Here is a 12,727-nt window from a genome sequence, read left to right on the forward strand (position 1 = left end):
CAAATTCTTTCAAAGCGCCCACACAGTTTGTCTTCTATCTTCTTAATGAACTTTGCCCCGAAGGCGTGCTGCGTATTCTACGGATTTCCCTTCCTATGTCAAACACTTTTTTCATTTTTTTTCATTCTTTTTTTATTCTTAGCAGAGACCAATCCATTTCGAGTTTTAGCAATTCATTTTGGCCAATATTGACTCTATAATGTAGCTTATAGTAATTAGGATATTTCCATGAAACGCTCATTAATTTTTCTTTTGCTTTCTTTTTTTGGCATATCATCTGCTGCACTCTCCTCTAATCCTGCCTCCTCACTCTTAGTTAACGCCCTCATTATTGGTAGGGATCTTAATAAACAACCCTTTTTCTTATGTCGGGTCCAATTAAATGGGGTGCAAGAAGTGGGTATCTTAGCGTCCCAATCATCCACTTGTATCCTTACTAAAGGGGATAAACTATACCCGAGCGCAGACTTTAGCATTCCGGATAAAAGGGAATTTGGTCTTTTTACCTGGAGCCGTAATACTGCAGGGGCAATAACTGTGGGCTCTACTCAAGATGGAAAACCTCTATTCCTCTGTCAGAGTAATTTTAATGGACTATTGTTACCTGGAAAAACTTGGCCTGGTTTTGGCCATTGTGAAGTGGTGTATAATGGTAAGCTATTAATTGCTGAACTTACTTATATATTAGTTTCCCTTAAGTAAGGTTTACGTTCATAGATTAGAAAACTCATATCATAAGGATTTTTTTCATCTTTACCGTGTTTTTGCTCTTCGGTGCATTTCCAAATAGAGTGTTCTATTGGAGGGAAGAAAACATCGGCATTAAAATGGTGATGGATTTTTGTAATATATAAACGGGAGGCCTGGAGGATAGCTTTAGCAAATAATTGGCCGCCGCCAATAATCATTATTTCCGGCTCATCTTTGGTAAGCTCCAATGCTTGTTCTAGATTACTTAACACAGTAAGCCCATTTTGTGGGCCAAGCGTTTTACTAATAACGATATTCTTTCTGCCGGGTAAAGGTTTACCAATAGATTCATAAGTACGACGACCCATAATAATTGGTTTTCCCATGGTCACTGCTTTAAAGTATTTTAGATCAGCAGGAAGATGGGTTAAGAGTTGGTTATTGATTCCAATTCCATTTTGTTCATCTAGCGCAGCGATTAGACTAATAAGGGCCATGTTTATTTCCTATTGTCTGCCATTTGCATTGCTGTTCTTACCGCAACGATCATGCTGCCCGTATCCACTTTACCCGTTCCAGCTAAATCTAATGCAGTTCCATGATCCACCGAAGTACGAATAATGGGTAAGCCTAAGGTTATATTGACAGAATGATTAAAACCGGCGTATTTCAAAACCGGTAAGCCTTGATCATGATACATTGCTACATAAGCATCACAGGCAGTTTCTCCTTTAACAAACATGGTATCCGCCGGATAAGGTCCTTGCACGTGGACACCTAAATCCTGTAAATGCTTTAAAGCTGGCTCGATAATGTCAATTTCCTCGCGCCCTAAATAACCAGACTCTCCTGCGTGAGGATTTAAACCAGCCACTTTGATCAGCGGTTTGTTAATAGCAAAATCATTAATCAAAGATTTATTTAATTGACTAATTACTTGAGTTATTAACGAAAATGAAAGCGTAGTTGCTACCTTATTTAAAGGTAAGTGTGTAGTTACTAAAGCTACCTTCATTTGCTCACAAGCAAGCATCATAACTACCTGTTTGGCCTGAAAATAATCAGCAAAAAACTCGGTATGCCCCGTAAATGACACGCCAGCAGCATTGATGTTAGCTTTATGCACCGGTGCCGTGACTAGAGCAGAAAATTGTTGCTGCTCACATAAAAGAGCAGCCTTATTTAATAGCTCTAAAACATACAGGCCATTATCAGGATCTAATTTACCAGGCTGAACTGCCTTCGGACAAAGGACTGAAGAGACATATAATTGATTTGGCTTAAACTCAAGGTAAGTCTCGGGGAGATAATCTAATATTTTCACGTTAAGATTTAGTAGCTTCGCTCTTTCTTGTAAAACTTTTTTGTCCCCAAGAACTACTAGAGGAAAGCCGTGCACTGCTAAAGCAAGACATAAATCGGGTCCTACTCCAGCAGGCTCGCCACTACTAATCAGCAAGGGCTTCATGCTAAATTTTTCTCAAGAATATTGATATAGGCTTCGGCCCGAATATGCTGTTGCCAATTTTGGACTGCTTCAGCAAATTTCCTTTGTTGTAAAAACTGTCTGACCTGTTGCTTTTTAAAGGCTTCGGAATCATCTTTTTGCTTACGAGCCAAAACTTGAATGAGGTGCCATCCAAATTGAGTTTTAACCGGTTTACTTATTGCATTAAGTGCTAAGCCATCCATTGCTTTTTCAAACTCAGGAACTAGTTCTCCAGGGTTTACCCAGCCTAAATCGCCTCCCTTAACCGCACTACCGGAATCGACTGAATATTGTTTTGCCATAAGGGCGAAATCTTTCCCAGCCTTTAATTGTTGATAAATATTGTTTGCTTGTTTTAGGGATTCAGAGGGCAGCATGCTGGCATCAGGCTTGATAAGGATATGACGGACATGAGTTAAAGAAACAACGTGCTTTTGGTTCTCACCACCAATAGCAATGAGTTTAATTAATTGAAAACCATTGCCGGCACGAATTGGCCCTGCCACCTGCCCTACTTTCATACGGACAACTTCTTTAGCAAAAAGCTCAGGGAGTTCAGCTAAATGACGCTCGCCCAAATCGCCCCCTTCCAGCGCCATTTCATCACTGGATTGCTCAATGGCTAAGCGAGTGAAATCCTCGCCTTTATTAACTTTAGCAAGCAATTGTTCCGCAGTAGCGCGGGCTTTTTTCACTTGTGCGGTTGTAGGTTCTTCATTAAGTGGTACAACGATATTTTGAACATGATAAGTGACGGCGCTGTTATCTACATGGTTATCGGTTTTTAAATAATGCTCAACTTGCTCGTTGGTGACATTAACCTCTTTACCTACAGCTTTTTGTTGTAAGCGAGAAATGATGATTTCTTTACGGATATTACGGCGGTACTCCTGCCAGCTAATACCTTGCTTGGTAATTTCTTCTCTAAGCTGGGTCAAACTTAGGTGATTACCCGTAGCGATGCGCTCAATAGCCTCATTCAATTCGGTACTATCAACAGTTATTCCATTTTGTTTTGCCATTTGTAATTGCAGATCCACATCGATTAAATGCTGCAGCACTTGCTTTCTTAATGCAGCTTCTTTGGGCACTTGCATTCTTTGCGCTAAAATTTGCTTCCGCGTCAATTCTACCTGGGCATCCAGCTCACTCGCAGTGATCACCCCATTATTGACTACAGCCACGACTTTATCTAATAACTGCTTGCCTTGAGCAAGACTCATTATTGACCCTAAAGCGCAAATTAATGCAATTCTTTTTAACATGCTTCATCCTCTTTTTAGCCTTGTCCGGCAATTTAGGCGATTATTAAAGAAAACACAAGAAATTTGGTTAAATAATACCCTAATTAACGCTGAAAAGGATCAGTATATCCTGGAATATAGGTGCTTAATATATTATGAGGATCACTGGTCGCCACTGAACCTAAACCTTTGAGTAATAATTGCAGATAAATATTATTATTGTATTGCGGTTCAAAATTAGCACTAAGGCTTTTGAACGTTCGGCCTCCCATAAGCCGCATGGCCCAACAACAGCTATCATACTGCACGCCTAATAATGACATCATGCTGTAATTTTTACTAATATTTTGACTGTAGGCGCCAATAGTGCTCCATTTTTCATTTAACGGCCAGGCATAAGCCAATAACGCTTGATGTAACGCGTTACTGTTACCAGCGTTATTAACCCGGGTTCGATCGGCATTAATTAAATAGCTATAACCCGCACTAACTGCCGCATTGGGAAGCGGATGATAGTGGAAATCAACATCGGTATTGTTGGTTGCTCTGGTAGCGGGGTCCCAGACGTAATCACCGGTGAGACTCCAAGCGGAGTTGAAATGGTAAGTAGCCCTGGAGGCAACGGGTGAATAGTCGAAAGTGGGGGATAAATAACCAATCATGTTGGGGTTTGCCAGACAATAACCTTTATTGCTCTGACACAATTGTACTTTCCGGTCAGCAAAATATCTAATTTGCCCTACCGTTATATTAGCCTTTTCTGCACCTGTAGCCTCACTTAACCACCGCGAAGTTAATGCATAGGTTAATTGATTCGCATCACCAATGCGGTCAAAACCCGAGAAGCGATTAGTTCGAAATAATTGGCTTGCATTAAAAATCATGTAGCCTGAATCATAAATAGGTAATTGAGATTGATCTTGGTAAGGGACATTTAAATAAAATAAACGCGGCTCTAAGGTTTGTGAATAAGCTTGTGAGTTAATAGATAAATCGCGTTCAAAATATAAGCCGCTATCTAAACTATAGCGAGGAATAGCTCGATTATAATCATGGTTAGGAATATCCCCTGGATTATTCACACTATAATAAGTCTCTACCAGTTGTACTGAGGGCGTGACAAAGCCCCAGGGTTTAAGATAAGGCAAGGATAAATTTGGGTTTAGGTTTAAGCGCGGACCTTGTTGCCTTGCGCGGACCTCCCAGCTTTGGGTTGGCCAATGAAACTCATCATATTGACCTAAAAAATTTACATTCGCATTAAAGGGCAAGTTGTAATAGAGGCCTCGAGCCGATAACTGCGGCAAGCGTTCATAGACGGAAGAGACTGGCGGCTCATTGACTGGATGTAAGGTTTGATAACTTTGTACCATCCCTCTAAAAAGCCAATGATCGGTAGTATAGGTCAAGTCTGCTTGGCGCAATAATTGCCGTTGGGTAATTTGAGCAAGGTTGGAGCTAAAATCTTGTAAATAATAATCATCCGAAACTTGCTGGGCATTAAGGTTAAATTTCAAGTTAGGGGTGAGGCGGGTTTGTTCGATAACGCCTAAAGACCATCGATTATCCGACTGATTAGCTAAGCGTGGATAGGATAATTCATTATCAAGTAAGAAATTCTTATAGGCTTTATCGTGCGGTAAAAAATTGCCACTCAGAATCCCAAAGCTATTAGAGGTTAAGTATCTAAATTCCCCACCCATCATCAGGCCCCGTTCACTATATAAATGGGGGGTTAGGGTCATATCGTAATTAGGGGCAATATTCCAATAGTAAGGTAAACCTAGATCGAGCCCCCCTACATTGGAATAACCAACCAAGGGTAATAAAAAACCCGATTTACGTTCTTTATTAGTAGGGAAACTCAAATAAGGAGTATAGAAGACTGGCCACTGGCGAATACGAATAACGGCATTTTTAGCCACCCCTGTTGCCTTAGCATCATCAATGGCGATGGATTTTGCCTCGACATCCCAAGCTTTATCTTGTGGCGCACAGGTGGTATAGGTTGCCTTTTGTAATAAATAATCTTTATTAGCATAACGCCTAATTAAACTGGCTCGTCCCCACGCCGGTAAGACTGCGCCAGAGCGCTCAGTATTAAAACGATAAACCACATCAGAAATCTCTCCTGATTTATCTTGTGGGTTAACCACCGCTTTTTTGGCAATCATCATACGGCCTGGTTCTAAGTAACGAACCTCACCTAAAAATTCAATCCTATTAACTTGGTTGGTTTTAACGTCCCTATAGATATAGGCTGTTTGTGCATTAACAATTCTTTGTGTTTGCTGTATTTCAACATGGCCAGTTAAAGTTGAAGGTTTGTCGCGATAGAAAGACACCTTATCAGCCATTATGCGAACTTCATCGGGGCTGGCTAATGGGGCCACCGTTATGGTTTGGTAGAAGCCCTGGCAAACAGAGGCGTTGGGGGCGGCCTGCCATCCCAAACATTGGGCATATTTTGCTCGTATATCATCGGTTAAATCAAGCTCTCTGGCAATCACACAAGCTTGTACTGGCTCACTAATTAATAAAGCAGGCTCATCGCTCGCGCGCGCCATGGCTACATAGAAAAAAAGACAACTTAGAGTTAGAAAAAGAACCGAACTCCAGCTTACTTTTTTTTTATAAAAAAGGGTGAAAACTCGCCAAGGAACCATGAAAAAAGAAAAACTCTTCAGCTTATTATAAAAGTTAATGTTCACCACTCACAAAATGCCTTATTATTGCCCTAATAAGTTCTTCTAACCTTAATCTTATAGGGTGAGGTTTTATACCTTAATGGAATGATTAAAAAAATATATTTAATTTGCAAGAAGTTATTGCAATCGTCAATTAACATATAGAGAGCAGTATATCATGCATGAGCGAGAAAGCGCACTGAAAGAATGGCTAAAACAAGTCATTCCCTACCCTAATTTTAATCTAACCCCTTTGACTGGCGATGCGAGTTTTAGACGCTATTTTCGCGTTCAATATCAAAACACAAGCCTAATTGTAATGGATGCACCGCCTGGCAAAGAAGATCTTAAGCCGTTCATTAATATAAGCAAGGTTTTAACGCAAGCCCAGGTTCCCACGCCTGAGCTAATAGCCATGGACGTAGAACAAGGCTTTTTACTCCTTAGTGATTTAGGAGATGTGCTCCTCCTCAATGAGTTAAATAAAAATACAGCTACCGATTATTACCAAAAAGCCATCAATACCTTATTAATGATGCAAAAAATTTCCACGAAGGATTCACAAATACCCGCATTTGATAAAGCTTTTATGCTCAAAGAAATGAGTCTTTGCCCCGACTGGTTTTTAAAAAACTATCTAGCCCTGGAATTAAAGCCCATTGAGGAACAATTAATGATCAATACCATGGATTGGCTTGCGGATGAGGTTGCCCAACAACCCCTTGTCTTTATCCACCGCGATTATCATTCGCGTAATATTATGGTGCAAGAATCCGCATCCCTCGCTGTTATTGATTATCAAGATGCCATGCAGGGTCCCTTAACTTACGATCTCGTATCTTTGCTTAAGGATTGCTATATTTCTTGGCCTAGAGAGCAGGTATTAGAATGGCTGAATTATTTTTACGAGCATCAACCCCTTGCGCAAGTGTATTCTGAAGAGGAGTTTATTCGTGCTTTTGATTTATGCGGCTTACAACGTCATTTAAAGGTATTAGGCATTTTTTCCCGTCTTTATTTACGGGATGGAAAAGCAGGCTATCTTGCCAATCTGCCCCTGACCTTGCAGTATGTTTTGCAATGCGCAGAAACCTATGAAGAACTTCACCCTTTCTTTCATTTTCTGCAAAACAGAGTTTATCTACCATGAAGACGGCAATGATCCTAGCAGCAGGGCGTGGGGAACGATTAAAACCCCTTACAGATAAAGTTCCTAAAGCACTATGTATCGTCCAAGATAAACCCTTAATTGAACATCACATAGAGAAGTTGGTGCAAGCAGGATTTGGCCATTTGGTCATTAATCATGCTTATTTGGGCAGTCAAATTCGTCGCAAAATAGGGCATGGTAGTCGATGGGGAGTAGACATTTCTTATTCGGCGGAACCACCAGGCGGGCTTGAAACAGGCGGCGGGATTGTCAAAGCCTTACCCTTGTTGGGTAATGAGCCCTTTATTACCGTCAATGCAGACATTTATACGGATTTTGATTTTAAACACCTGCCGAGGGCAGAGTTAACTTATTTGCATCTAGTTTTAACAAAGAAAAATCCTGAGTTGGGACATCATGGGGATTTTGGCTTAGTAAATGCTCGCCAGCTCACAAATACTCCACGAGAGTATACCTTTGCCGGAATAGCTTGTTACAACCCCGAAATTTTTCAAGGCTTACCTCAAGGACGGTACTCAGTTTCCCATTTAATGCGTGATTATGCTCAAGCAGGAAAGGCAAGCGCTGAACTTTATGAGGGAGTCTGGTTTGATATAGGGTCCCTAGAGCGTCTTAAAGCGGTGAATGACTTCCTCAAGCGCCATTAACTCTTTGCTGATTATGTACTCATCCTCCTTAGCAGTGCAAATCTTAAGCTGGTAACCCAAGGTTACAGCTAAGAAATCACGCGGCTGAAACCGCGTGAACTACCTACTTGGAGAATTTCCATGAGTCATTTTACAATGGACACTTAGCCCTGCTTATTCTTGCGGAAAATCCCTTAATTGTGGCTTCAAGCGTATGCCTTGTTTTGCAGCATAAGCTTGTAAACCCTTTTCAGGATCAAGCATTAATAATTTAAACTCTTGGGCATTAATGGTGATTGATCCACCTTGCGCGTTACGCATAATTTGCCCTTTACTGTCTGATTTATATAATCTGCCGTCCTGACTTAAAATATTATGAAAAGCCAGCCAGGCATTAAATATTTTATCTAAAGCGTCTGTGGTTTTATCATCTATGACCGCCATTATAATCCTTGCGATTGTTGGGTCTCAAGCGCAGCTTCTGGCTCACCCTCAAATACCATGGTAGTAGCTAAATCAATACTTTCTGCGGTATACGCCCTTAGCACTTCACCCTCATCACTTACAGCAATATGCATGGTGTATTCATTGCCTTCAGCATTGCTTTCTATCGATTTAGCACCTTCTGCCGCGAGACTTGCGTGTAATTTTTCAAACGTGGTTGAACCTTGTTCGAGCCTTCCTGACCAAGCATCGGAATTGCCTCTTAATTGACAATCAACATATTTGGCAAAAGCGGTTAATTGTCCTTGTAAAAGTTTGGCATGGTTAGCCAGATCGGGGGTATCAAGTTTTTCTAGATTTAAGGCAAAAACCTTTTGCTCAAACCTTAAGCATAAATACTTAGCACCCTCAATCGATGCGGCAGCAAGTTGTAATGCCTTTTCTATCGACTTTACATCCGGAAGCTCTTTCATTTAAACCTCAATACCTATAGTTTACTAAATTATAGCAAAGACGATTTCATCTTGCTTTACTCCTTTGGGTTTCATCTTAACGGTGAGTGAATTGAGTCAATGATTGAGGAAAAAGTTTTTTTCTTCATTGAATCAAAATCAAACTCATCCACTAAAATCGCATCCCACCGTGCTTGTTCTACGCTCAGTACTGTTTCCATCTCGGCGGCAGTTAACTCACCCTTAGCGACCTTTTCTTGTAATTTTTCCTTTAATTTACTGCCCTTAAACCGCCGTAAGTCACTTATCTTTTTGACTACTTCTTCTGATTTTATAATCAACTGTAAGACATGCTCCATTTTATCCACGGGTTCCTTTTCATCACCACTTAGATAAATGTATTGTTTAATTCGTTCTCTATAATAATTATTACTGGTCATTAAATGGGCTAATTTGTTGTCAAGCTTGTCAGAAGGATAAGCCATTGTTTGCCCAAAAGGAAACGCAAAGAAACGCATCACCACGCCTAAAAATTTAGAGGGGAAGTTCTGACAAAATTGCAACATCGATTTTTGGGCATGATAAAAACAGTAATCTACCGCCCATTTAGCATGCAATTGCTCATCTTTATTGTCCTGATGCATTTGCACATTTCTCAATACCGCCATTGCCATGTATAAATAAGACATACCATCGGCTAAGCGCGCGGATAAGCGTTCTTTTCGTTTCAGATCGCCGCCCAAATAAATAAGGGATAAGTCAGCAAACCAAGCATAAGCATGGCTTAAGCGGGCTAGGCGCTTATATTCTTGTTTCATAGCGCTATTAGGGGCCGCTATAAAAATTCCCCCTGTCCAAGCAGAGCAGATTGTTTTTGCCATATTCTGTAAGAAATAAGTAATATGCTTCCAGATAATACTTCTAAATGCTTCTTTATTTTCACTCGAAACAGCATAAAATTCATCGCGGATAAAGGGATGACATGCCATAGAGCCTTGGCCAAAAATCAATAAATTTCGTGACATAATATTGGCCCCTTCTACGGTAATAGAAATAGGGGCACCTATATAAAAATTATTTAAATAATTACGCGGTCCGACCACAACAGCTCTGCCCGCATGCACATCCATGGCGTTGGTCACAACTGTACGTGCTAGCTCGGTATTAAAATATTTAGTAATAGCTGAAGCTACCGAAGGCTTTTTATGCTCATTGACTGCGGCAACCGTCAATAGGCGCGTTGAATTGATAATATAGTTCAAGCCGGCAATTTCAGCTAATTTTTCAGCCACCCCCTCGAATTGAGCGAGCTCCACATTAAACTGGCGACGAGCACGCGCAAATGCGCTAGTAGTTAGGTAGGAGACCGTTGAAGATGCGGCACCCAAAGCAGGTAAAGAAATAGAACGGCCTATGGATAAACATTCAACCAACATTTGCCAACCTGCCCCAGCTTTCTTTTGCCCCCCAATAATGGTGGTAATCGGCACAAAAATATCTTTGCCCCGTAAAGTGCCATTCATGAAAGGTTGGTTAGCAGGTAGGTGGCGATTACCAATAGTTAAATTTTCGCTATCACGGGGAATCAATAAGCAAGTAATTCCCTCTTGACCTTCACCTTGCAATAGCCCCTCAGGATCTTTTAGGTTAACTGCTAAACCAATCAAGGTGGCTACTGGGGCAAGGGTAATCCAACGTTTATCTAAAGAAATATTAAGGCCGAGAACCGCTTTTCCATCTACTTCTTTCTTCACTACAATGGCTTCAGACTGAATAGAGGTCGCATCGCTTCCGGCTTCAGGTTCAGTTAAGGCAAAACAGGGGATATCGATACCTCTGGCAAGGCGGGGTAAGTAATAGGCTTTCTGCTCATCAGTACCATAATAATTTATTAATTCACCTGGGCCTAAAGAGTTGGGTACCATGACGGTTACCGCAGCAACACCTGAACGACTAGCGATTTTCATTACCACCTCTGAGTGGGCGCGCGCAGAAAACCCTTTACCGCCAAACTCTTTAGGAATAACTAAACCAAAAAAACCATTTTCTTTTATATAAGTCCACACCTTAGGCGATAAATCACCCTCTTGGGCAATTTGCCATTCATCTAACATAGAACAAAGAGTTTGTACTTCATTATCGAGGAAGGCTTGTTCTTCTGCAGTTAAAACAGTAGAGATATTGGCTAAACGCTCCCAATCGGGGTTACCTCTAAAAAGATCCTGCTCAACCCAGGTATCTCCCGCATTGAGCGCCTCTTCTTCGGTCTTAGATAATTTAGGAATTGATTTGCCTGCTGTTTTATAAAAATAATCCGCTAATACCACCCGGACATCTTCTACCAGCAAAACCAGTAGGCTTAGCAGAATAAAGGTCCAAATAAGAATGCCAGGAATCAACGACAAACCAATAAAGAACGTCGCTGCGATTAAATAAACCACGCTACCGATTTCCCAAATGATTGGACTTGCTGCTCGATACAGAACAATCAAGGTGAAAATTACATAAATTAAAAAGAGTAGAATAGCCATTAGAATACCTTCCTTTGCTTTTATTATTTAACCTCATACGACTGCGATCATCAGCTAATTTTAATTGCAACTGAGGATGTAGTGTACCTTACTGCTAACCAAAATTACTGTTTCTATGCAAGATCTATTACAAGCTAAGGTACTAGTATATACTCTTTATGTTCTATTTTGCAGTATCTACCAAGTATAGCTACCTAACTAAAACTGGATAAAACTCTATGACAAACAGGCTGGTCTGGAATTTTGAATTCACTCCCACCACCCATTTTAACTTATCTGAGCTTGATCATGAAAAAGAAGACGAATTAAAATGGGAAGCCCGCTTTTTTTGGCCTGAAACCGACATTATTAACCTTCAACTTATTGATAGTTCATTATTAGAGCTCACACAGTACCAACATAAACAAAAAAATGATAAATATTATTTATTAGAGCACAATTATAATATTAAAAATCGTCGCGATGAATTAGTCTATAAGCCCTTAATCAAACAAGGAAAATATGCGGTTGGATTTGGCCATAAACTCAATCTTTCTGAGCTTTGCAAATCACCACAAGCAGCACATAAATCAGACTTAGATGACATCTGGGATCAGTTAAAACACGCTAAAAAAATAGTAGTAAAAAAAGAATCTTTTAGTTATAAATTTTCAACCCAACCCAGTACAAAATTAGAACTTGCGCGCATTGAAGTAAAATCGTCTATTTATTTCACGCTTTGTGTTGAAGGTAAATCCCGCCCCCTCGTTGAAAAATTGAGTCACTATTTAGTGGGGAAAAAACCGACTGATGACTATGTAGGCTTCCTTAAAAAGATAACTCAAAAATCATGAATACCTTATTAACTATTCTATTCAGCTTCACAAAAATTGGCCTCATCTCTTTAGGTGGAGGGAACTCCATGCTAAAGCTGTTAGAATATGAGGCTGTAACTTATCGTCATTGGGTAAGCCCTGAAGAGTTTGTTGCCATGGTAGGGACAAGTTTCATCTTTCCAGGCTTAACCGCGGTAAAATTATCTGCGTTGATTGGTTATAAAGCCGCAGGAATTGCGGGACTTATTCTTGCCGTGTTATCGCTTAATTTACCAGGTTTAATCATGGCAGCCCTAGGTTATCATTGGCTGACTAGTCATGATGGACCCATCACTCGTAAAATCATGATCGCCGTACAATATGGGGCACTCGCTTTGCTGGCTGCAGCCACTTTTTCAATTGCCCAAAGTGTGGTCCATGTTAATTTTTCTATTCCCATTGCACTAAGCTGCTTCGTCTTCTTTTTAGCTTTGGTTTTTTGGGATTTATCACCCTTTTACGGTTTTCTTGCATTTATTGTTGTTAGTTATTTTTTAGTTAACAGTTAGTAGTTATTAATAGGCTGAATAAGGAATAGA

12 protein-coding genes are annotated in these 12,727 nt (G+C 40.4%); 5 read left to right on the forward strand and 7 right to left on the reverse strand.

Annotated elements, in window-relative coordinates:
* The first annotated feature begins 228 nt into the window (after positions 1 to 228).
* Positions 229 to 702 carry a DM9 repeat-containing protein gene (locus ELY15_RS04980; protein WP_127098555.1) on the forward strand — a complete coding sequence of 158 codons (474 nt, stop codon included), beginning with the start codon at positions 229 to 231 and terminating at the stop codon, positions 700 to 702.
* Here the strand turns inward: ELY15_RS04980 and ELY15_RS04985 are convergent.
* The 4 genes from ELY15_RS04985 to ELY15_RS05000 all read right to left on the reverse strand — a co-directional run bounded on the left by ELY15_RS04985 (position 678) and on the right by ELY15_RS05000 (position 5,990).
* Positions 678 to 1,187, reverse strand: a complete 510-nt coding sequence (locus tag ELY15_RS04985; RefSeq protein ID WP_127098556.1) for a dihydrofolate reductase — start codon at positions 1,185 to 1,187, stop codon at positions 678 to 680. The two genes, ELY15_RS04980 and ELY15_RS04985, sit on opposite strands and share 25 nt — an antisense overlap.
* Positions 1,188 to 1,189: 2 nt before the next feature.
* Positions 1,190 to 2,158 carry a 4-hydroxythreonine-4-phosphate dehydrogenase PdxA gene (gene pdxA, locus ELY15_RS04990; protein WP_127098557.1) on the reverse strand — a complete coding sequence of 323 codons (969 nt, stop codon included), beginning with the start codon at positions 2,156 to 2,158 and terminating at the stop codon, positions 1,190 to 1,192.
* Positions 2,155 to 3,444, reverse strand: coding sequence for a peptidylprolyl isomerase (locus ELY15_RS04995; protein ID WP_127098558.1), 1,290 nt, complete (start codon positions 3,442 to 3,444; stop codon positions 2,155 to 2,157). The genes pdxA and ELY15_RS04995 overlap by 4 nt, the downstream gene beginning before the upstream one ends.
* A gap of 83 nt (positions 3,445 to 3,527) precedes the next feature.
* Positions 3,528 to 5,990 (reverse strand): LPS-assembly protein LptD, encoded by a 2,463-nt coding sequence (locus tag ELY15_RS05000; protein ID WP_199744171.1) that lies wholly within the window; start codon positions 5,988 to 5,990, stop codon positions 3,528 to 3,530.
* 298 nt (positions 5,991 to 6,288) lie between these two features.
* Here ELY15_RS05000 and ELY15_RS05005 point away from each other — a divergent pair, with 298 nt between their 5' ends.
* Positions 6,289 to 7,260 (forward strand): aminoglycoside phosphotransferase family protein, encoded by a 972-nt coding sequence (locus tag ELY15_RS05005; protein WP_127098560.1) that lies wholly within the window; start codon positions 6,289 to 6,291, stop codon positions 7,258 to 7,260.
* Positions 7,257 to 7,928 (forward strand): N-acetylmuramate alpha-1-phosphate uridylyltransferase MurU, encoded by a 672-nt coding sequence (gene murU, locus ELY15_RS05010; RefSeq protein WP_127098561.1) that lies wholly within the window; start codon positions 7,257 to 7,259, stop codon positions 7,926 to 7,928. Before ELY15_RS05005 ends, murU begins: the two co-directional genes overlap by 4 nt.
* A gap of 153 nt (positions 7,929 to 8,081) precedes the next feature.
* Here murU and ELY15_RS05015 read toward each other — a convergent pair whose 3' ends face one another.
* The 3 genes from ELY15_RS05015 to ELY15_RS05025 form a co-directional block, all read right to left on the reverse strand.
* The gene (locus ELY15_RS05015; protein ID WP_127098562.1) at positions 8,082 to 8,351 is read right to left on the reverse strand and encodes a hypothetical protein; all 270 of its coding nucleotides are present in this window, start codon (positions 8,349 to 8,351) and stop codon (positions 8,082 to 8,084) included.
* A complete protein-coding gene (locus ELY15_RS05020; protein WP_127098563.1) occupies positions 8,351 to 8,824 on the reverse strand; it encodes a hypothetical protein in 474 nt (157 codons plus the stop codon). Before ELY15_RS05020 ends, ELY15_RS05015 begins: the two co-directional genes overlap by 1 nt.
* A gap of 71 nt (positions 8,825 to 8,895) precedes the next feature.
* Positions 8,896 to 11,334 carry an acyl-CoA dehydrogenase gene (locus ELY15_RS05025; protein WP_127098564.1) on the reverse strand — a complete coding sequence of 813 codons (2,439 nt, stop codon included), beginning with the start codon at positions 11,332 to 11,334 and terminating at the stop codon, positions 8,896 to 8,898.
* Positions 11,335 to 11,552: 218 nt separating this feature from the next.
* Here ELY15_RS05025 and ELY15_RS05030 point away from each other — a divergent pair, with 218 nt between their 5' ends.
* On the forward strand, positions 11,553 to 12,167 hold the full coding sequence (locus tag ELY15_RS05030; protein WP_127098565.1) for a hypothetical protein: 615 nt from the start codon (positions 11,553 to 11,555) through the stop codon (positions 12,165 to 12,167).
* A complete protein-coding gene (locus ELY15_RS05035) occupies positions 12,164 to 12,697 on the forward strand; it encodes a chromate transporter (protein WP_370449385.1) in 534 nt (177 codons plus the stop codon). Before ELY15_RS05030 ends, ELY15_RS05035 begins: the two co-directional genes overlap by 4 nt.
* Positions 12,698 to 12,727: the final 30 nt, after the last annotated feature.

The sequence above is a fragment of the Legionella sp. km772 genome, assembly GCF_003989735.1.
Lineage (GTDB): Bacteria > Pseudomonadota > Gammaproteobacteria > Legionellales > Legionellaceae > Legionella.

Bases quoted from the DNA above. Each gene is read 5' to 3' on its own strand.
- ELY15_RS05025 (WP_127098564.1), bottom strand. From the start codon at position 11,334: ATGGCTATTCTACTCTTTTTAATTTATGTAATTTTCACCTTGATTGTT.
- ELY15_RS05020 (WP_127098563.1), bottom strand. From the start codon at position 8,824: ATGAAAGAGCTTCCGGATGTAAAGTCGATAGAAAAGGCATTACAACTT.
- ELY15_RS04985 (WP_127098556.1), bottom strand. From the start codon at position 1,187: ATGGCCCTTATTAGTCTAATCGCTGCGCTAGATGAACAAAATGGAATT.
- ELY15_RS05015 (WP_127098562.1), bottom strand. From the start codon at position 8,351: ATGGCGGTCATAGATGATAAAACCACAGACGCTTTAGATAAAATATTT.
- ELY15_RS04995 (WP_127098558.1), bottom strand. From the start codon at position 3,444: ATGTTAAAAAGAATTGCATTAATTTGCGCTTTAGGGTCAATAATGAGT.
- ELY15_RS05000 (WP_199744171.1), bottom strand. From the start codon at position 5,990: ATGGCGCGCGCGAGCGATGAGCCTGCTTTATTAATTAGTGAGCCAGTA.
- ELY15_RS04980 (WP_127098555.1), top strand. From the start codon at position 229: ATGAAACGCTCATTAATTTTTCTTTTGCTTTCTTTTTTTGGCATATCA.
- ELY15_RS05035 (WP_370449385.1), top strand. From the start codon at position 12,164: ATGAATACCTTATTAACTATTCTATTCAGCTTCACAAAAATTGGCCTC.
- ELY15_RS05030 (WP_127098565.1), top strand. From the start codon at position 11,553: ATGACAAACAGGCTGGTCTGGAATTTTGAATTCACTCCCACCACCCAT.
- pdxA (WP_127098557.1), bottom strand. From the start codon at position 2,158: ATGAAGCCCTTGCTGATTAGTAGTGGCGAGCCTGCTGGAGTAGGACCC.
- ELY15_RS05005 (WP_127098560.1), top strand. From the start codon at position 6,289: ATGCATGAGCGAGAAAGCGCACTGAAAGAATGGCTAAAACAAGTCATT.
- murU (WP_127098561.1), top strand. From the start codon at position 7,257: ATGAAGACGGCAATGATCCTAGCAGCAGGGCGTGGGGAACGATTAAAA.